The organism is Sphingomonas sp. UYAg733 (assembly GCF_054057355.1).
This window is the reverse complement of the sequence record NZ_JBSRZE010000015.1, coordinates 69,470-88,287: the sequence shown is the minus strand read 5'-3', so window position 1 is coordinate 88,287 and position 18,818 is coordinate 69,470. Positions and strand designations below refer to the sequence as shown.

The window sequence follows — 18,818 nt, the reverse complement described above, 5'->3', positions numbered from 1 at the left end:
CTTTTGCGGCGAACCTCGCGCCGCGACGATCGCCGCAAGTCGAACTCTATCCGAGGATGTAACCTCAATCGTGATACCAGTGCGCATGTCGCAACATCGCATGCCGCAGCCGCCATGGGAATCCTGAAACGGACTCCTTCGTTCCGATCAATCCACTAGCGGATTATATCGAGGCCCAGCGCATGAGCCATGTGCGCGGCGCCCCGTTCCATCCACAAACCCAGGGCAAGATCGAGCGCTGGCACCAGACCCTGAAGAACCGCATCCTGCTGGAAAACTACTTCCTGCCCGGTGACCTCGAAATCCAGATCGAGGCCTTCGTCGAGCACTACAACCACCGGCGCTACCACGAGAGCCTGAGCAACGTGACGCCCGCCGACGCCTACTTCGGCAGGGCCGAAACCATCATCCGCAAACGCGAAAGGATCAAACGACAGACCATCGAACATCGGCGCTTGCAGCACCGCAAGCTCGCCGCGTAACATCAAACCCCAGACGAGGCCGACACTCTGCTAATTTACGCCGCGATCTGCGCCAAATGTTCTGACGACGGACACTTGACCCGAAAGCTACATCTGTTTCTACCTGGAGCCAATAGATTAGAAAATTACCGATACATCGAGATCACCGATTCATCTTCACGTGAAAGATCAATGCGGAAGAATTCAGGACGGTCGTATATGAGGATGTAGTTCGGGTGAGGCATCGGCCATGTCCGGTCGCATGGACCTAGCAACGCTTCGACCTCGGTGCCGGTCATGCCCATCCTTATCCCACGAATTTCTCCCCTAAATTCGCGATCAAATTCAATGGTTTCTAGCGTTTGATGGTCTCGACTAAAGACGACGGTGATCCCCAAGCCAGCAAAATGGCGGAAGGGAATAGGGTCGTCGGGTACCGCCGTGTCGAATTGCATGGGGGGGAGCGTTATGCCCGCAAAGGCGGAATCGACGCGCGACGCCGCCATCCCGCTTCGCATCATCTGCAACAGTTCGATCGTCGATGCGCTCATGACATACCTGATGTCAGCCCGGAGATGAACACTGCGAAATCATTCGCCAACAGGGTCATATTGGGAAAGTCGGCGATGCGCGACCCGCCATCGCCGGGTTCCCGCTCATGGTCCCAGAAGAATACATTGCCATAGGTTTTCGATTCGAAACTGATGAGAAACACATTGCCCCCCGGATCATCGGCGATTGGCAGCGCCTGTTCCGGGATACGATCCATGCCCCGCAACATCTTATATTCTTCAAATATGTTATAGTCGGGATTTACGGTGGAATACATATAATTCAGCACGGTTGCGTCGTTCATGAACGGCAGATCGACAATGTCAGCCCGGAACGAGCCACCGTTACTCTGACCGAGATATTCCGCGTAACTTTCCGTCAGCTTCCCGCCCATCAACGCTTCCAGCTTTGTCACATCGCCCGGCGGAATGGGATCGGCGCGGGTCGCAAGCAGGCTGAGATAGTCCATCATGGTCCTCCGTGGGTGCCCGCTATACCGCCGGCATGAGTGAATTCCTTATGGATATTGCGTGGCACGAGTTGCATCGTCGTGCCATTCTCATGGTGATGCCAAGTCTGGTTCGGAGGCGATTTATCGCCATATTGCGTGCGCCCGGTTTGGGTATTGGCGGCGCGGAAGTCGGATTGGCGGCCCTGGAAACCATTGGGCAATTCGGTCGCATCGACTGCGTGCGGTTTGAAGTCGGGATATCCCCGGCTGTCGTAATTGACCTTGGTACCGTTCGCATTGCGATAGGTGGCGCCGCCGCCGACGCGAGGGGTAACCGTGCCACCATTGGCGCGCCACTTGTCGGCATTGGGCGCGTTTCGCCATGCGCCCGTGGAGGCCGGCTTTTGCCAAGTAGGGCTCGGCCGGCGGGTGATCCGCACATTGCCGCCGTTCATGCCCAACGCGTTGGGATCTACCTTGACCTGATAGTTTCGGTTGAACGCCTGGGTGCCTTTGGTGCCGGCTGCGCCGCCTACCATTCCGCCCAAGAATCCACCGGCGACTTCCAGCGAGCGGACGCCCGATTCCGACAGGCCGAGCGCTTCACCCAGCGCACGTCCGCCAGCTGCACCGCCCATCGCACCGACATAGCCTAGCGCCACGCCGCCGATCGTCGCTGCCACGCCGACCGTGGCGATCGCGAACGGCAGGGCGGCAATCGCGCCGGCGATGCCGAGCACTTTGAGGGTGGTAACTGCCCAGGCCGGCACTTCGGGCTGAATCGAAACCCGCGGATCCTGTGCGCTTTCACCGCCGATCAACACGTTGGGCGAAACGTGCGCAACGGATTGCGCGCTGCAGCCGATTTTCTCGGTTTGCCGGCCGGCCATGCCGAAATTGATAATCACGCTGGACGATCCGGTGGCGAGCGGGATTGGGCTGCCGCCATCCTTGCTGCAACTGGCCATCGATCCGGCGGTGAATGTCGCGGGCCGGCCGTTGATGAAGACGCTGGGCGAACCCGTGACGAACTTGCCGCAAGGGGAGCCCATCGACGCTTCCCCGATGTACATGCCACTGAGACCACCGGCCGACACCATGCCGGCTGCCGCACCGGCCGCCGCGACCAATGCTAGCCCGCCGGTCGCCACGGTCGCGGCAACCAGGACTGCGCCCACGGCCGCGCCCGCCAGTATACCCAGTAGCATGCCGGTGCCGGCATTGCTGTGCGCGATATCATCGCCGACGCGTGCCGCTGGCAATAGCGTCATAGGGTCGCTTCCGTTGTCAAGTGCGCATCAATGCTGCTGATCGCGCAGCGGCGAGATGACGAGATCGGCGAGCCCCTGGTCGAAGATCATCTCGTGTGCGGCATAATCGTCGATCGCGGCGGTCGCCGTGAAGGTAACGACGACAGCTGACCCTGCTGAGATGAAGAAGACGCGCTGGCGCAACGTGCCGGCGGCGGATGCCCAGGTGAACAGGATTTGGAACGCATCGAGGTCATGGACCCGGCCGGGCCCTTCGGTCTCGCGATGGAAGTGCGGCAGCGTGGTGCCGAAGCCGTCGATCTGTCGGTTGCAATATTCGCGGAACGTCTCGTCGCGGCCCAACGCATCGCGCGCGATCAGCATGTTCGCGGCGACCGTCTCGCCCGCCTGCAATGGTGCCGAATAGATGATCATCGTCTTGTCGGCCCAGCCTTCTGGGCGGCGTCCGATGACGGAAATGTCGGGCGATGTTGCCATGATTCGATCCAGTTCGCTTTTCAGGTCAGGGATTGCGCCTCGCCTGATCGTTATAGGCGCGGCGGAACTCCTTGGCGAAGACATCCATAAACGCTTCATCCGACCCTTGAGCCACGCCGCCAAATTCTTTTTCATAGGCCTGCCACAAGGCCGCGTCGCGCGCGGCGGGCAGGATGCGTTCGAGCAGGCCGCCGGATTCGGCGCGACCGCGAATGGCGGTCGGCGCAAAGCGATCCAGCGTGGCTTTCAGCGCGCCCTGCATGGCACGGAGCGTGGCCATCTGATGGGACTGCAAGTCGACAAAGGCATCCTCGATCGCGCGCTCGGCATCCATAAAGCCGCGCTGTGGCGGGTTGAGCAGCATCGCCAGCGCCTCTTCCGGCGTGCGGGCGAATTTGATAGGGTTGTTGCCTTCGGGCGTGAATGCGGTGGTTTCCGCGCCAAGCTGCGCCTTGGCGCGCGCGCGCGCCTCGACCATCACGACCAGTCCGGCGACCAGTCGGTACAACAGCCGACCGCCGCGCCCAAGCAACGCGGGCGAGCGATCGCCGACCTGCGCCAGATCGAGGCCGGTGCCGGCAATGAAAGGTTCTATCCCGCCCGATGCGGGCGTGCCGGCCGATGCGGGCATGGGGGCAGCAGGAGCAGCCGGCGGTTGCGCGGGTGTGCCCCAGCCATCGTCGCTGGAGCCGAACCGCGCGATCTGCGGTGTTTCCGCTGGCAGTGCGGCGCGCGGCGCTGCCGGGGCAAGGCCGAGCGGATCGCGTAGCGTATCGACCGGCTGACCGAAGCCACCGCGAGCCCAATCCACGACATTGCCCTCGGCGATGCGGCCCCACACATCGTCGGGCGCTGGCGCCGACGGACGATCGGATGCGGCACTGGACCAGCCCGATGCGGGCTCTGGCGCAGCGATCGGTGCCGACCAGGCGGACAAAACCGGGGTCTCGGGCGGCGCCACCGGTGCGGCCCATCCGCCCGCGATCGGCGACGGCGTGGATGCGCGCGGCTGATCGGTTCGCGCGAGCGACGGACCCTGTTGCGGTTGCCAGCCGCCACGACCATTGCTGGCGGGCGGCGCGGCCGAGGCCCAGCCAGACGATGCGGCTGATGTCGACGATGGAGGGGTATCGGCCGGGGTGACACCATCGTCCCAGCCGCGCCAGGGCTGTGCGGCGGGCGGGGCATCGTCTTCGCGCAGGCCGGCGCGGCCGCTCAATCCGGCACGAATCTCGTATTGGCCGATCTGCAGGACATCGCAATCGTCGATCCGGCGTGGCGCCCCCATTCGCTCGCCGGCACCGTTGACGAAAGTGCCATTGGTACTGAGATCGGTGAGGATATAATGCTGCCCGTCGAACGACACTTCGCAGTGTCGGGAGGAAATGTGGTTGCGCGGGTCGGGCAGGCTCCAGTCGCAGGTCGACGATCGACCAATCACGGCGCCTCGGCGATGCAGTACGAATTCTACCGGCATGCCGTTATCAAGCCCGGCGACGTTCCGAATCGACAAGGTCAGCGTCATAAAGCGGGAGGAGCGGCCAACCCGCCTTCAGCGATATGCTCGGCTGTTGCGAACGCTCGATGCAATACACGTTCCGGCGCGTCGCTGCGAAACGCCGCCCGCTTCACCGCCGCCACTGCATATCGCAGGCACGCCTCGGGCGGGGGCAGCAACGGCGCCATGCCCGTGTCCGTAATCGATCCGCCGGAATAATAGACCGCGAGCGCCAGGCAATGTTCCGCACTGCGCACGCTGGCCGATAGCGCTGCGGCATGCGTTGCGCGCCGGTTGGCGTCGCTGGAATCGTCCAGCCAGCGCAGCGCATGATCCAGCGCCAGCCGATCGCGCACCGGGATTTCGCGAAGGCGCGATTCTGCATCGAGGAATCGTGCCGCCCAGGTGACGGCTTCCAGCCGGGGCAGCGCATGACCAATGTAATCGAGCGCGTCGGCCGCGTCTCCACTGCCCTTCAACGCGGCATAGCCGGCCTGCACATCAAGCGTGGCATCGGGAAGATCATCCTCCTCCACGTCCATCAATACGGCCACCTGACGCGCCTGGGTGAGCTTGACGGCAGACCAGGCGGTCATGGATTGATCATTGTCTTCACGCCCTTGAGCAGCAATTCCGCCCCGGCCTTGACCACGGTGTTCATGCCACTGACCAGCATGTCGAGCTTGCTGCGCACATAAACGTTGCCGGCGCTGATGCTGATCGCATCCTGCGTGATGAAGACGTGGGATTGGCCGACCTTGAGCAGGATGCTCTCGCCGGCGTCGATGACCAGATGCTTGCCCACCTTCAGCGTGTCGTCGACGACGACCTCAATAAAGCGGATATTGCCGATCTTGCCCCGTTCGTCATGGCCGACGTCGATCGTGCGATCATAGCCGACGATCTTGCCCTGGTTGTGACCGACATGGTGCGTCTGGTCGAAGCGCACGCGCACGTTCATGTCGCGCTCGGCATGAACGAACATCTCTTCGACCCCGCCCTTGTCTTCGAACCGGATTTCGTTCGCCCCCGGCGCACCGGTGTCGAGCCCGCGGGTCTGCGGATATTGCCCGGAATCGCCATAGCGCTGCGTACGCCACAGCGCGCGAGTCTTGTTGGCGGGCAGGTCGTAGATCGGCATGTGCGACTTGTTGAACACCCGCCCGACGACGAGTGGCCGGTCGGGATCGCCATGCAGGAAATCGACCAACACTTCGTGTCCGACGCGCGGCAGGATCAAATTGCCCAGCCCGCCGGTCTGCGACACGCGAATCCAGCAAGTCGACTTCTCGCCCGGCGTCGCGCCGCGATCCCAGTGGAAGCGCACTTTCACGCGGCCATATTCGTCGGTGTAGATCGTCTCGCCCGCTGGCCCCGTGACGATCGCAGATTCCAGCCCCTGGACGGTCGGTCGCGGCGTGATCTGCGGCGCCTGGAACACGGTGTCGGCCGGGATCGCATCGAAGCGGACGTTATAGACCACTTCGTCGTCCTGATCGCCCGACCGATATGTTTCGGCGGCGATGCTGTGGAACGTCGCGCTAATGAGATAGGACGCGTTCATGCGGTCGGCCGGGTGACCAGTGACCGCCACCGTCGATCCGCACGACAGGCCACTGGCCTGCGATGTACCCGAAAATACCCGGCGATTTGCGCGGAGGGCATCCAGAATAGTGCGGCTGCGATCCTGCCCGGTCTTTTCCTGATCCTCGCGCCCGGTCTTTTCGCGCGTGTAGCGGCCTGGATACAGGAAGACTTCGCGATCGTCTCGCGGATGGCTGCCTTGGGCCGCATGCATGGCGTTTAGCGGCTTGTCCGGGGATTCGAAATCGAAGTCGCGATAGGTAACCTTGCTTTCCGCGCTGGTCGATACGCGTTCCGTGAACGACTGCAAATGCGATGCCGTCTTGGTGAAGCGCGAAGTCGATTCTGCGGCGAATACCGAGACGGAATTGGGATTATATTCAAGCGACGCGGGTACGCCCGGCACATGGCCTTGCGGTCCTTCGCACAAAACCATCACATGACGATCGGCATCGTGCTTAAAATAATAATAAATGCCTTCTTCCTCCATCAGACGGGAGGTGAAGGTGAAGTCGCTCTCGCGATACTGGACGGTGTAACCACGCGTCACGCGCGGCTTGGTGAGGCGCGAGTAATCGACGTCCGAGACTCCGGCGGTTTCGAATACCTGCTTGATGATTTGCACCGCGGTCAGATCCTGAAAGATCGCCATGTCACGGTTATGCGATAGGAAATAGGTCCATGGCTGCAGCGTCAGCGTGTAATGGTGGCCACTACTGCTTTCCTTGGCATATTCCGCTGACACGATCAGCCCATGGAAATGACGCAGCACCTGCTCATCCTCGAGCACGGCGAGCGCGGTCGGCTTGCCGAGATGCGGTTGCAGATCGATCTCCAGCGGCGAGATTATCGCCGCCGTCACCACGAACGGACGGCTGAGCGTCTCAGTTGCCTCGATCCGCTCCAATACGACCTGTTCGCCGACGTCGATCGACATCTTGGTCAAACGGGATGTCGCGCCTGACACCATCGAGCTCCTTACTGTGCGGGGGGTGACCGTCGCGGACGCCGCATCGCGTGCCGTCAATACAGCCCGGGTACTGAGCGCACAACCGCCAACCGGCACAACAATCCCCATCAATCGAAAGATTATCGTTATCCGCAACTTAACGATGCGAACTTGCGACTTGGGCACATTGAGCTTAGGCTCAAGGGACAGATCGTTTTGCTGTCTGTCGGAGGATTAAGGCATGGGGTTGCTTTCGTTACGCCTGATACTGGCCGGTTCGGCCGTGCTGGCGATACCGGCATTTGCCGCGCAACCGACGCCTCAGCAGCGACCCAGCGTCGAAGGCTATCTATGCACCTTTGCCGGCAAATGCGGGCCGCAATCGGGCGACGCTCCGGTAACGCGCGACGCCCCGAAAACCAAGGGATTCCGTTTGGCGCGTCCTGCCGGCGACAGGGCGGATGCGACTATGGAGGCGCGGCGCGCCAATGCCGTGGTAACGCAGCCGTATAACGGTCGGCGCGACTATCGCGAAGGTGTTGGGCGCCGCAATACAGCGCGTACCGCCGGCGTGACGGCGCGCACTCCGGCCATGCCGGCCTATAGCGCGGCGCAGGCTCGCCAGTATGGCGGTAATGCGACGGGCGCGGTGCGGCGCGGCGATCTGATGATCGGGTTCGATCTCAATTCGGCGACGATCAGCGCCGAGGGTGCTGCCTCGGCTGGCGTCTTCGCGCAATCGCTGCTGCGTCCCGAACTCGTACGCAAGCGCTTCGTGATCGAGGGCCATACCGATCTGCGCGGTGGTCGCCCGCTTAATATGGCACTGTCGGCACGGCGGGCGCAGGCGGTGGCCGATTTCTTGGTATCGCGGGGTGTCGATCGGTCGCGCTTGGTGACGCGCGGCGTCGGCCCCGATGTGCCGCTTGTCGGTCATACCCACAGCGATCCGCAAAATCGCCGCGTAGAAGCGGCGTTGCTGCCCTGATCGTGACTGTCGCACGAACGGATGGAGCGCGTCGGGCATGACCCTTGACGATCTGCTGGTGCCCGTATCCGAGGATGCGCCCTCGGGCCCCGATCTGTCGTACGATGCCGAACGCCAAGCTATCGAGCAGGCGTTTGAAACTCAGGGCTATTCGTCGACGCTTAATGAAAACGTCGATTGGCGCGACACGATCAAGCTGATCGAGACGCAAAGCTTACGGACCAAGGACGTGTGGCTGGCGGTCTATATGGCGCGCGCAGGTACGCAGCTGGGGTCGCTCGAAACGGTCGAGACGGGGTGCGCGATGCTGGCCGGGCTGTTCGAGCAATATTGGGACAGCGTCCATCCCACCTTGGAGGATTACGGGCTGCAGGGCCGCAAAGGCGCGTGCGAATCGCTGACGCGGATCGCCGAATTCCTGCGCCCGTTGCAGCAAACGTTGTTGATCGAGCATCCGCGTCTTGGCAGCTATTCTGGAGACGATTTCGCGCGATTTGCCCGCGATGGCGAAAGCGCCGATGGCTTCGGGATGTTTCGTGCGGCGATGGCCGATACGTCGCTTGAAACGCTGCAAGGCGTGGTGTCGCGGCTGGAGGCGATCGACGGTGCGCTGCGTCGTGCCGACACAGTGATGGGCGGACATGCCGTCGAGGCGGGCGATCTCGGCACCAATTTTGCGCCGACCTTCGATGCGCTTTCCGCGATCCGTCGTGCAATCCTACCCTATATGGGCACGGAGGCGGATGATACCCCGGCTTATGTCGCGTTGGACGGCTACGCGCCGACCGATGCCGGCGAACCGCGTATGGCGATGCGAATCGACAGCCGCGAGGATGTGATGCGCGCGCTGGATTCGATCAGTGAATATTATCAGCGCCGCGAACCATCCAGCCCCGTCCCGATCGCTTTGCGGCGGGTCCGTGCCTGGATCGCGATGGATTTCATGGCGATCCTGAAGGATATCGCACCGAATAGTGTTAGTGATGTTGGGGCGGTATTGCTCGCTCGGGCCGAAGAGAATGCTAATTCGGTGATGTGATCCAAGAAAAATCGTGTCGGCCACGGAGCTAAATGGGTTTCCGGGAATTGAATGGTTGGGGCGATCCTTAAAATCGAAGGGGACGATAAATGGCGATCAAGAGCGGGCAGCGGTTCATCCGCGAAAACAGGGCACCGCGTGTGCATATCGCGTACGAGGTCGAAACCTATGGAGCGCGCCAGAAGATCGAACTACCGTTCGTGATGGGTGTGATGTCCGATTTGTCCGGCAAGAGCCATGTCGAGCGCAAGGCGCCGGAAGCGCGCGACTTCGTCGATTTCGACATGGACAATTTCGACCAGCGCATGGAAGCGATCGCGCCGCGCGCCGCGTTCAACGTCGACAACACCTTGAACGGTGACGGCAAGCTGGCGATCGACCTGACCTTCAACACGATGGAGGATTTCACGCCTGGCGCGATCGCCCGCAACGTCGAGCCGTTGGCCAAGCTGCTCGAGGCGCGCACGCAGCTCGAGGATCTGCTATCCTATATGGACGGCAAGAACGGCGCGCAGGAATTGCTCGACAAGGTTCTGAAGGATCCCGCTTTGCTCAACGCGCTCTCGGCGGCGAAGTCCGATGCCAAGCCGCAGTACGACGACTCCGAATCGCCAGCCTCGTAAGCGCCTCAACTTTCAGCTCCGGATTGGATTGACGATATGGCGCAAGACGCGCTCTCCCAGGTAGGATCGCAGGCGCAGGAAGTCGTCCTGGACGATTTCTCGGCCCTGCTGCAAAAGGAATTCAAGCCCGCCGACGACGCGCGCAAGTCGCGCATCGAACAGGCGGTTCAGACGCTGGCCGAACAAGCCTTGTCCAATGCAGCGATGATCGGCGGCGACGTGTTCGCCACGGTGGACGCGATGCGGGCGGCGATTGATCGCAAGCTAACCGAACAGGTCAACAAGATCATCCACCACGAGGATTTTCAGAAGCTGGAATCCGGCTGGCGCGGTCTGCACTATCTCGTGATGAATACCTCGACCGGCAAGGATCTCAAGATCCGCGTCATGAACATGTCGAAAGAGGAGTGCCGGCGGATGTTCCGCCAGTTCCGCGATGCGGCATGGGACCAGAGCCCGCTGTTCAAGAAAATATACGAATCGGAATTCGGCCAGCTTGGTGGGCAGCCCTATGGATCGTTCGTCTGCGACTATACCTTCGATCATTCGGGGCCGGATCTCGAAGTGATGAAAGGGCTCGCCCGTATCGGTGCGGCAAGCCATGCACCGTTCATCGCGGCTGCCGCGCCGGCGTTGCTCGGCATGGAAAGCTGGACCGAACTGTCCAATCCGCGAGACATCAGCAAGTTGTTTGATGCGACCGATTATCTCGCTTGGCGTTCGTTCCGCGCATCGGAAGACAGCCGGTATATGGCGTTGGCCATGCCCCGGTTCCTGGGTCGTCCGCTGTACGGGGCGAAGACCGAGCCGGTCGAGGGCTTCGATTTCGAGGAAGAGACAGACGGGGAGCACGACAATCATCTTTGGGTCAATGCGGCCTATGCTATGGGCACGCGGATCACCGAGGCGTTCAACACCTATGGCTGGTGCACGCGCATCCGCGGCGTGGAGTCCGGCGGTACAGTCGAGGATCTGCCGACCGCGATGTTCCCGACCGACGATGGCGGCATCGATCTGAAATGCCCGACCGAAATCGCCATTTCGGATCGGCGCGAGGCTGAACTGTCTAGCGCGGGCTTGATGGCGCTGCTCCATCGCAAAAATACCGATCAGGCGACGTTTATCGGCGCTCAGACGTTGCACCGACCCAAGACGTACGACCGGGCGGATGCTACAGCGAATGCCAACCTTTCGGCACGCTTGCCGTACCTTTTCGCCAGTTGCCGGTTCGCGCATTATTTGAAGTGCATGGTGCGTGACTGGGTCGGCGGCACGCGTGAGGCCGAGCAACTTCAGCGGGACCTGAACAACTGGGTACTGCAATATGTCGATGGCTCGCCATCGACGTCGAGTGAAGAAACTAAAGCGCGGTTGCCGCTGAAGAATGCCGCGATCGAGGTCGTGGCAGATGAATCAAATCCTGGTTTCTATCTTGGTAAGTTTATGTTTGTTCCGCACTATCAGCTGGAAGGCATGGACATTGCCCTCAGCATGGTTTCTAGACTACCCAAATCAAACGGGTGATTTTATGTAACACGGATGTAATATTCAAGCGTCTGTGAAAAAGAGGAGATAGTCATGGCTGTTGATCTATTCTTGAAAATTGATGGTGTTAACGGAGAGTCGCGCAAAAAGAATCATCAGGACGAGATCGATATCATCTCGTTCGATTTCGGTGCGGTGCAGCACGGGTCGTTTCATACCGGCGGCGCTGGCGGCGGTGCCGGCAAAGCAGAGATTTCCGATATCCGCATCCAGAAGGAAGTCGACAAGGCTTCCCCCCTGCTGTTCAAGGCCTGCGCCTCGGGTAAGCATATCAAGGAGGCGGTGATCTATTCGCAGAAGGCTGGCGACGGGGCGAGCCCGCTGACCTATTACAAGATCAAGCTCGAAGACATTATGATTTCCGACATCCATAATTCGGGGTCGTCCGGTGGCGATTCAATTATGGAATCGGTGACGTTCAACTGTGCCAAGGTTACTTTCGACTATCAGGCGCAGAATGCGACTGGCGGCAAGGACGGCGGCGTCGTGACGGCATATTACGATATCCGTCAGAACGAAGCAGGCTGATCAGGCTCGTCCGCGAAAGGGCAACGATGCGCGACGCGGACGACTTTCTTAAATCGGGCAACCTCGACGGTGCGCGCAAAGCGCTCGTCGAGGTGGTTCGGGCCAAGCCGGGCGATGCCGCCGCCCGGATGTTTCTGTTCCAGTTGTTGTCGCTGGCTGGCGAGTGGGACAAGGCCAGGATCCAGATGAATACGCTGGCGCAATTGTCGCCGGAATCGCAGATGTTATCGGTAGTCTATGGCCAGGCGATCGATGCGGAACGCGTACGGGGCGACGTGTTCGCCGGTCGTGTCACCGCCACCCAACATGTTGCCTCCGACTGGCTGCAAGGCATCGTCGAGGCCATCCACCATTTTTCCAACGGTCGCACTGCAGAAGGCGATGCTGCGCGCGATGCCGCCTTCGATGCCGCGCCTGATGTACCCGGCAGTCTGGACGACGCGCCGTTCGATTGGCTCGCCGATGGCGACGGTCGGTTCGGCCCGTGCGTCGAGGCGATCATCGCCGGCCGCTATGGCTTGCTCGGTTTCGACGCGATCGATCATATCAAGAGCGAAGGCCCAATGGATCTGCGCGACTTGGTCTGGTATCCCGTGCAGATCGCCTTGCGCAGTGGCCAGTCGGTCGCCGCCTTGCTGCCGGCGCGTTATCCCGACAGTGAGACGAGTGCCGATCCGGCTGAACGCCTGACCCGCGCGACCGGTTGGAGCGATGGCCCCGGCGGTAGCATCGGTTCGGGCCAGCATCTATGGACCTTGTCCACGGGTGAGGAGCGAGGGTTGCTATCGCTGCGCCTGCTGAAATTCGCTTAGACTATGGCAGTCACCCAGCGGCTGACCCCGACCCTGTTCGACAAATTGGTCGCCGACCTGGAGATTTCCGGGCTGCGCGACATGACTTCCGATACGCCCGACGTCGCGCAGGAAAAGTTCCGCCATTATTCTGTGCCCAAGCTGGAGCGTTTCAACGAAGCGTCGTTGCGCGGCACGATCCGTCGCGATCTGGCCTGGCTGCTCAACACCACCAATCTCGAATCGCTGGTCGATCTCGAACCCTATCCGCAGGTGCAGGGATCGGTGCTTAATTACGGACTGAGCGATCTTGCCGGGCGCACGCTCAATCGCCGTGCCGTGCTGGCGCGGGCGCGGGAGATCCGCAAGGCGATCCGGCTGTTCGAGCCTCGCATGCGCGGCGACAGCTTGACGGTCGATCCGGTCGAGGACGAAAACCAGCCGCATACACTGACCTTCACGATCCAGGGGGATATCAGTTCGGCCGCGCAGACCATGCCGGTCAAGTTCCGCACCGAAGTCGAAGCCGAAACGACTGCGGTAAATGTCCGTGAGTGATCGGGAAACGTTGCCGGCATGAGCACGGGCATGGATCCGCGCCTGTTGCGCTATTATAATGACGAGCTTGCGTATCTGCGTGAGGAAGCGCGCGCGTTCGGCGAGGAACATGAAACGGTCGCCGGACGGCTCGGGCTGAAGACGCCGACCGACCCTGATCCCTATGTCGAACGGCTGCTGGAGGGCGTTGCGTTCCTCGGCGCACGCGTGCAGTTGAAGCTCGCCGACCAATATCCCGAATTCACCCAGCATCTGTTGCACGCGATCCAGCCGCATTACCTGGCGCCGATGCCGTCGATCTGTATCGCCGGGTTTGAACCGAAGGACGGCGATCCAATCCTGATAAAGGGTCACAAGGTGCCTAAGGGGGCCGAGCTGACCGCGACCGCGACGGAGCAGGGCGGCACACCGGTGCAGTTCCGTACCGGGCATGACGTGACGCTGTGGCCGCTGAAGATCACGCAAGTCGAATACCTGTCGAGCCGTGCCGCGGTCGCGTCGTTCGCGACGGCCGCCAACGTCCGCGCCGAGGCCGGTCTGCGGCTGCGGTTCGAGGCGACGGCAGGCGTCGATCTGGCTGCGGTGCTGCCGCAATCGTTGCCGATCTATCTGGCGGGATCGGAAGCGGTGCCGGGCGAGATGTATCGCCAGATCGCCGGAGAGACGCTGGCGGTGATCGCGCGCTCCGCCGATGCCGCCGTCGGTCCGGAAGGCTGGATGCGCTTGCCGCAGCCGGGGCAGGTGGGGTTCGAAGACAATCAGGCGTTGCTGCCGACAGAGCAACGCTCGTTTCGCGGCTATCGCCTGCTGGCCGAATATTTCGCATGTCCCGAACGCTTCCTGTTCGTCGATCTGAAGGATTTGGCGCGTGCCTTTAAACAGTCGCCGCGCGCCTGCGATGTGGTGTTGCTGTTCGGTCGTTCCGCGCCGGCGCTGCACAATGCGCTCGAGCCGGCCAATTTCCGGCTGTTCGCCACGCCGGCTATCAACCTGTTCGAAAAACAGCTTGGCCGCGTGCAGGTGTCGCGCTTCGAGCATGAACACCATGTCATCCCCGATCGCACGCGACCGCTGGATTTCGAGGTATATCGCATCCTCGATGTGAAGGCCTATGCGCGCGGCTCGGTCGAGGCGCGCGCGGTGGCACCGCTCTATGCGTTCGGCGCATTGCTATACGATTGGCAGGAGGCGTTGTTCTACACCACGCAGCTTCGCGCGCGCCGCCTGTCGACGCGCGAGCAGCGTCTGCGCCGGCGCCAGGAATATGTCGGCACGGAAACGTGGGTCAGCCTGACCGCGCCGGGCGATGCCGCGCGGCTCGACGATGTCCACGAACTTGGCGTGCGCGCGCTGGTCACCAACCGCGAACTGCCCGAATTGCTTACCTTCAGGGGCGATGCTCACTTCTCCGTCTCAGGTGTTCCGGCGCGCGCGGTGACCGTGCTGCGTGCGCCGACCAGGCCGCGTCCGCCGCTCGGCCTCGGCGATGCCGCGTGGCGCGTGATCGGCCATCTTACGCCGAATTACGCCACGCTCGCGCCCGAGGATGGCAGCGACCCGCAGGTCCTGCGCGATCATCTCGCTTTGTACGGCTGGCAGGATGATGCCGCGCTTCGGCGCCAGATCGATGGCGTGCTGGCGATCAGTTCCACCAAGGTCGCCAGGCGCGTGCCGGGGCTGGACCGGATGGCGATCGCACGCGGGCACCGCGTCCGTGTCAAGCTGGACGATGCGGCGTTCGAGCGGGGACGAATGTTCCTGTTCGGCGCCGTGCTGGAACGCTTCCTGGCCGAATTCGCCAGCATCAATTCGTTTACCGAGACGCAGTTCGAGAGCCCATCCGAAGGAGAATTCGTCCAATGGCCGCCGAGGATAGGCCGCCAGCACACCATCTGAGCTTCCTGCTGGAAGCGGCGGATGACGCGCGACGGTTCGGCCTGTTCCCGATCGTACGCGGTGCAGAGGCGCGTGCGCCGCATCTGCCGCGCGTCGGCCTCGCCCGGCGCCCGGCCCAGAGCATCGCCGATCTCGCGCAGGTGCCGACCCTTGCCTTCCCCGATTCCACGCTGGATTCGGTCAAAGTGCAGGCCGGCAGGGCACGCGTGTCCGGCTTCTGGCTCGGCCTTACCGGGCCGATGGGGCCGCTACCGTCGCACCTCACCGAATTCGCTGATTTCGAGCGGCGTTATGCCAAGACCCGGCCGTTCGGGCGGTGGCTCGATCTGCTGGCCAATCGCATGTTGCAGCTGTTTTACCGCGCCTGGGCCGATTCTCAGCCCACCGCACAGGCCGATCGGCCGGCAGACGACCGTTTCGCCGGGTATGTCGGACGGCTTACCGGGGCAAATGAGGGGGTGGGCAAGCATGCCGCCTTCCCGGCGGTGGCGCGGCTGCATTATGCCGCTTTATATGCCTCGCGGCGCAGCGCTGGCGGGATAGAGGATGCGCTCAGCCATCTCCTCGGGCAATCGGCCAAGGTCCAGGAATATCAGCCGCGCTGGCGGGATATCGCGCCTGACGACCAGACCCGGCTCGGCCGCAGCTTTTGCGGCTTGGGCACGGATATGATGGCGGGCAAGCGTGTCCGCGTCGCTTCGGATGCTTTTCGTGTCGTAGTGCGTGCCGAATCGATGCATGCTTTCGAAGCTCTGTTGCCAGGCGGCGAGCGCTTCAAGATCGCCTCCGAAGCGCTAGATTCGTTCGCGCCGAGCCATCTCGAATGGGACATCACGATCGAGATGGCGGAGCGGCATGCGCGGCCGGCCAAGCTCGATGGTCGCGCCCGGCTCGGCTGGACCGGCTGGCTGGTGCCCAAGCCAAGCGACCGGATCACGGCCGATGTGCATCTCACCAAGCGCGGCAAGCGACATACAAGCTCATCGGGGGACCAGACATGACCGAGATCAGCCGCACCGCCTTGTTCGACTGTCTCGACGACGGCCCGCGCAAGGCGATCGAAACCGCGACCAGCCTGTGCAAGATGCGCGGCAATCCGTATGTCGAGCTGGTCCATTGGGTTCATGTGCTGATCCAGGATCCGCGCGGCGACTGGGCGATGATCCGCCAGGCGTCCGGGATCGACGATGCGCGATTGGCCGGCGATATCGTCGCCGCGCTCGATGCGCTGCCGCGCGGTGCGACGGCGATTTCCGATTTCGCGCCGCAGATCGAGGAAGCGATCGAAAGAGGCTGGCTTTACGCGTCCCTGCAATTCGAGGCGGGGCGGATCCGTGGCGGGCACCTGTTGTATGGCATGTTGCGCACGCCGACGTTGCGCAACGCGCTGTTCGCGATCAGCGGCGAATGGCGCAAGGTCGCGGCTGATCGGCTTGCCGAGGAATTCGATGTGCTGGTCGACGGTTCGGCGGAAACGACGCAGGCCGCGACGCAGTCCGGCGGCCCGGCTGCGCCGGTGGCGTCGGCGGGCGCGCTGGCGGCCTATTCGATCGACCTGACCGCGCGCGCGCGCGTTGGCGAGATCGATGCGATCGTCGGGCGCGATGCGGAGATCCGACAGGTGATCGACGTGCTGCTACGCCGGCGGCAGAACAATCCGATCCTGGTCGGCGAGGCCGGCGTGGGCAAGACTGCGGTGGTCGAGGGTTTCGCGCGGCGCATCGTCGATGGCGATGTGCCTCCTGCGTTGCGCAATGTGACACTGCGTGCGCTCGACATAGCGCTGATGCAGGCCGGCGCCAGCATGAAGGGCGAGTTCGAGAAACGGCTGCGCGCGGTGATCGACGAGGTGGAGAATGCCGACAAGCCGGTGATCCTGTTTATCGACGAGGCGCATACTCTGGTGGGCGCGGGCGGGCAGGCCGGAACGGGCGATGCCGCCAATCTGCTAAAACCGGCGCTGGCGCGCGGGCGGCTGCGCACCATTGCGGCCACCACCTATGCCGAATATCGCCAGTATTTCGAAAAGGATCCGGCACTTACTCGCCGCTTCCAGACAGTCGATGTCGGCGAGCCGGAGACGGGTGCGGCGATCGCCATGCTGCGGTCGGTGGTGCCGATGATGGAGGCGCATCACAAGGTCGTCGTGCTCGATGCAGCGGCAGTGGCGGCGGTGACGCTGTCGCAGCGCTATGTGCCCGCGCGGCAATTGCCTGACAAGGCGGTCAGCCTGCTCGATACGGCCTGCGCGCGCGTCGCGGTATCGCAGCATGCCACGCCGGCGCCGGTCGAGGATCGCCGCCGCCGGCTCGAACTGCTCGAGGTCGAGCGTGAGGTCGTGGAGCGCGAAGCGGCCGGGCGATACCGCGCCGATGATCGGCTGCCCAGGATCGAGGAGGAGATCGCTGCCGCGCGCGCCGAGGTCGAGACGATCGAGGCGAAATGGGCTGCGGAGACCGAGGCGCTGGACGCCGTTCGCGCGGCACGCGATGCGCTGAACGGGGACGGAGCTGAGAATGCCGGGCAGGACGGGCTGGAGCTCGCGTTGACCACGATGCGCGAGGTGCAGGCCGATACTCCGATGGTCTTCGGCGTGGTCGACGAAGACGCCATCGCTGCGGTGGTCGGCGACTGGACGGGTATTCCGGTCGGTCGCATGGTGAAGGACGAAATCCGCGCCGTGCTGACGATCGCTGACAAACTGAAGGCGCGGGTGATCGGCCAGGATCGTGCGATGGATGCGATCGCCAAGCGTATCCAGACCAGCCGTGCCAAGCTCGACAATCCGTCAAAGCCGGTCGGCGTGTTCATGCTGTGCGGCCCGTCGGGTGTGGGCAAGACGGAAACCGCGCACGCGTTGTCCGAACTGTTATTCTCCGGCGACGATTCGATGATCGTCATCAACATGAGCGAATTTCAGGAGGCGCACACCGTCTCCACGCTGAAGGGCGCGCCGGCGGGCTATGTCGGCTACGGGCAGGGCGGAGTACTGACCGAAGCCGTGCGGCGCCGACCCTATTCGGTGGTGCTGCTCGACGAGATCGAGAAGGCGCATCCCGACGTGCACGAGATGTTCTTCCAGGTGTTCGACAAGGGGTTCATGAACGACAGCGAGGGGCGGCACATCGATTTCCGCAATACGGTTATCCTGCTGACCTCCAACGTCGGCACCGATTTGGTGATGGCGCTGACCGAGGACGAGGAAATGGCACCTGACGCGGAAGGCCTGGCCACCGCGCTGCGCCCCGAACTGCTGAAGGTATTCCCGCCCGCCTTGCTCGGGCGCTTGCTGGTCCTGCCCTATCATCCACTCAGCCCCGCGATGCTCGGCGGAATTGTCCGGTTGCAGCTCGATCGCATCGTACGGCGCGTGCGCGACAATCACCGCATCGCGCTGGCCTATGACGAGGGTGTGATCGGCCATATCGTCACGCGCTGCACCGAAGTGGCATCGGGCGGGCGCATGATCGATGCGATCCTGACCAACACGATGCTGCCAGACATGTCGGTGGCGCTGCTCGAGCGGCAGGTGCGGGGCGAGGAAGTGACTGCCGTCGCCGTTCGCGCCGAAGAACACGGTCTGGCCTACAACTTCACCTGAACAGGA

At 62.6% G+C, this 18,818-nt stretch carries 17 protein-coding genes and 1 pseudogene; 11 read left to right on the top strand and 7 right to left on the bottom strand.

The features are described from left to right. Positions 1-155: 155 nt before the first annotated feature. Positions 156-482, top strand: a pseudogene (locus ACVWZA_RS18300) (integrase core domain-containing protein); the annotation flags it as partial. A gap of 125 nt (positions 483-607) precedes the next feature. On the opposite strand, the gene ACVWZA_RS18295 reads toward ACVWZA_RS18300, so the two are convergent. The 7 genes from ACVWZA_RS18295 to ACVWZA_RS18265 are packed head-to-tail and all read right to left on the bottom strand — an operon-like array spanning position 608 to position 7,261. After that, positions 608-1,012, bottom strand: a complete 405-nt coding sequence (locus ACVWZA_RS18295; RefSeq protein WP_457312790.1) for a hypothetical protein — start codon at positions 1,010-1,012, stop codon at positions 608-610. Continuing rightward, positions 1,009-1,482 (bottom strand): SMI1/KNR4 family protein, encoded by a 474-nt coding sequence (locus ACVWZA_RS18290; protein ID WP_457312789.1) that lies wholly within the window; start codon positions 1,480-1,482, stop codon positions 1,009-1,011. The genes ACVWZA_RS18295 and ACVWZA_RS18290 overlap by 4 nt, the downstream gene beginning before the upstream one ends. Then, positions 1,482-2,735: an HNH endonuclease gene (locus tag ACVWZA_RS18285; protein WP_457312788.1), complete on the bottom strand. Its 1,254-nt coding sequence runs from the start codon at positions 2,733-2,735 to the stop codon at positions 1,482-1,484. The genes ACVWZA_RS18290 and ACVWZA_RS18285 overlap by 1 nt, the downstream gene beginning before the upstream one ends. A 27-nt stretch (positions 2,736-2,762) precedes the next feature. Continuing rightward, positions 2,763-3,212 (bottom strand): DcrB-related protein, encoded by a 450-nt coding sequence (locus ACVWZA_RS18280; protein WP_457312787.1) that lies wholly within the window; start codon positions 3,210-3,212, stop codon positions 2,763-2,765. A gap of 25 nt (positions 3,213-3,237) precedes the next feature. After that, complete coding sequence (gene tagH / locus ACVWZA_RS18275) at positions 3,238-4,725, bottom strand: type VI secretion system-associated FHA domain protein TagH (RefSeq protein ID WP_457312786.1); 1,488 nt, start codon at positions 4,723-4,725, stop codon at positions 3,238-3,240. An 8-nt stretch (positions 4,726-4,733) separates the two neighbouring features. Continuing rightward, positions 4,734-5,306, bottom strand: a complete 573-nt coding sequence (locus ACVWZA_RS18270) for a DUF6931 family protein (RefSeq protein WP_457312785.1) — start codon at positions 5,304-5,306, stop codon at positions 4,734-4,736. Further along, complete coding sequence (locus ACVWZA_RS18265) at positions 5,303-7,261, bottom strand: type VI secretion system Vgr family protein (protein WP_457312784.1); 1,959 nt, start codon at positions 7,259-7,261, stop codon at positions 5,303-5,305. The genes ACVWZA_RS18270 and ACVWZA_RS18265 overlap by 4 nt, the downstream gene beginning before the upstream one ends. 223 nt (positions 7,262-7,484) lie before the next feature. Between ACVWZA_RS18265 and ACVWZA_RS18260 the strand changes: the two genes are divergently transcribed. The 10 genes from ACVWZA_RS18260 to tssH all read left to right on the top strand — a co-directional run bounded on the left by ACVWZA_RS18260 (position 7,485) and on the right by tssH (position 18,812). Continuing rightward, positions 7,485-8,231, top strand: a complete 747-nt coding sequence (locus tag ACVWZA_RS18260; protein WP_457312783.1) for an OmpA family protein — start codon at positions 7,485-7,487, stop codon at positions 8,229-8,231. Positions 8,232-8,268: 37 nt separating this feature from the next. Then, entirely contained in the window at positions 8,269-9,270 is a 1,002-nt protein-coding gene (gene tssA, locus ACVWZA_RS18255; RefSeq protein ID WP_457312782.1) for a type VI secretion system protein TssA, read from the top strand. A gap of 89 nt (positions 9,271-9,359) precedes the next feature. Continuing rightward, complete coding sequence (gene tssB, locus ACVWZA_RS18250; protein WP_457312781.1) at positions 9,360-9,893, top strand: type VI secretion system contractile sheath small subunit; 534 nt, start codon at positions 9,360-9,362, stop codon at positions 9,891-9,893. 36 nt (positions 9,894-9,929) lie between these two features. Continuing rightward, positions 9,930-11,417: a type VI secretion system contractile sheath large subunit gene (gene tssC, locus ACVWZA_RS18245; RefSeq protein ID WP_457312780.1), complete on the top strand. Its 1,488-nt coding sequence runs from the start codon at positions 9,930-9,932 to the stop codon at positions 11,415-11,417. 54 nt (positions 11,418-11,471) lie between these two features. Beyond that, positions 11,472-11,966: an Hcp family type VI secretion system effector gene (locus ACVWZA_RS18240; protein ID WP_457312779.1), complete on the top strand. Its 495-nt coding sequence runs from the start codon at positions 11,472-11,474 to the stop codon at positions 11,964-11,966. Positions 11,967-11,992: 26 nt separating this feature from the next. Continuing rightward, positions 11,993-12,778 (top strand): type VI secretion system accessory protein TagJ, encoded by a 786-nt coding sequence (locus tag ACVWZA_RS18235; RefSeq protein ID WP_457312778.1) that lies wholly within the window; start codon positions 11,993-11,995, stop codon positions 12,776-12,778. Between the two features lie 3 nt (positions 12,779-12,781). Next, positions 12,782-13,315 carry a type VI secretion system baseplate subunit TssE gene (gene tssE / locus ACVWZA_RS18230; RefSeq protein WP_457312777.1) on the top strand — a complete coding sequence of 178 codons (534 nt, stop codon included), beginning with the start codon at positions 12,782-12,784 and terminating at the stop codon, positions 13,313-13,315. 18 nt (positions 13,316-13,333) lie between these two features. Beyond that, complete coding sequence (gene tssF / locus ACVWZA_RS18225; protein WP_457312776.1) at positions 13,334-15,211, top strand: type VI secretion system baseplate subunit TssF; 1,878 nt, start codon at positions 13,334-13,336, stop codon at positions 15,209-15,211. Beyond that, the gene (gene tssG, locus ACVWZA_RS18220; RefSeq protein WP_457312775.1) at positions 15,175-16,212 is read left to right on the top strand and encodes a type VI secretion system baseplate subunit TssG; all 1,038 of its coding nucleotides are present in this window, start codon (positions 15,175-15,177) and stop codon (positions 16,210-16,212) included. The genes tssF and tssG overlap by 37 nt, the downstream gene beginning before the upstream one ends. Then, on the top strand, positions 16,209-18,812 hold the full coding sequence (tssH, locus tag ACVWZA_RS18215; protein ID WP_457312774.1) for a type VI secretion system ATPase TssH: 2,604 nt from the start codon (positions 16,209-16,211) through the stop codon (positions 18,810-18,812). The genes tssG and tssH overlap by 4 nt, the downstream gene beginning before the upstream one ends. Positions 18,813-18,818 lie beyond the last annotated feature (6 nt).

Coding starts and splice junctions, on each gene's coding strand:
- ACVWZA_RS18295 (WP_457312790.1), bottom strand. CDS start 1,012: ATGAGCGCATCGACGATCGAACTGTTGCAGATGATGCGAAGCGGGATG.
- ACVWZA_RS18290 (WP_457312789.1), bottom strand. CDS start 1,482: ATGGACTATCTCAGCCTGCTTGCGACCCGCGCCGATCCCATTCCGCCG.
- ACVWZA_RS18285 (WP_457312788.1), bottom strand. CDS start 2,735: ATGACGCTATTGCCAGCGGCACGCGTCGGCGATGATATCGCGCACAGC.
- ACVWZA_RS18280 (WP_457312787.1), bottom strand. CDS start 3,212: ATGGCAACATCGCCCGACATTTCCGTCATCGGACGCCGCCCAGAAGGC.
- ACVWZA_RS18270 (WP_457312785.1), bottom strand. CDS start 5,306: ATGACCGCCTGGTCTGCCGTCAAGCTCACCCAGGCGCGTCAGGTGGCC.
- ACVWZA_RS18260 (WP_457312783.1), top strand. CDS start 7,485: ATGGGGTTGCTTTCGTTACGCCTGATACTGGCCGGTTCGGCCGTGCTG.
- tssA (WP_457312782.1), top strand. CDS start 8,269: ATGACCCTTGACGATCTGCTGGTGCCCGTATCCGAGGATGCGCCCTCG.
- tssB (WP_457312781.1), top strand. CDS start 9,360: ATGGCGATCAAGAGCGGGCAGCGGTTCATCCGCGAAAACAGGGCACCG.
- tssC (WP_457312780.1), top strand. CDS start 9,930: ATGGCGCAAGACGCGCTCTCCCAGGTAGGATCGCAGGCGCAGGAAGTC.
- ACVWZA_RS18240 (WP_457312779.1), top strand. CDS start 11,472: ATGGCTGTTGATCTATTCTTGAAAATTGATGGTGTTAACGGAGAGTCG.
- ACVWZA_RS18235 (WP_457312778.1), top strand. CDS start 11,993: ATGCGCGACGCGGACGACTTTCTTAAATCGGGCAACCTCGACGGTGCG.
- tssE (WP_457312777.1), top strand. CDS start 12,782: ATGGCAGTCACCCAGCGGCTGACCCCGACCCTGTTCGACAAATTGGTC.
- tssF (WP_457312776.1), top strand. CDS start 13,334: ATGAGCACGGGCATGGATCCGCGCCTGTTGCGCTATTATAATGACGAG.
- tssG (WP_457312775.1), top strand. CDS start 15,175: ATGGCCGCCGAGGATAGGCCGCCAGCACACCATCTGAGCTTCCTGCTG.
- tssH (WP_457312774.1), top strand. CDS start 16,209: ATGACCGAGATCAGCCGCACCGCCTTGTTCGACTGTCTCGACGACGGC.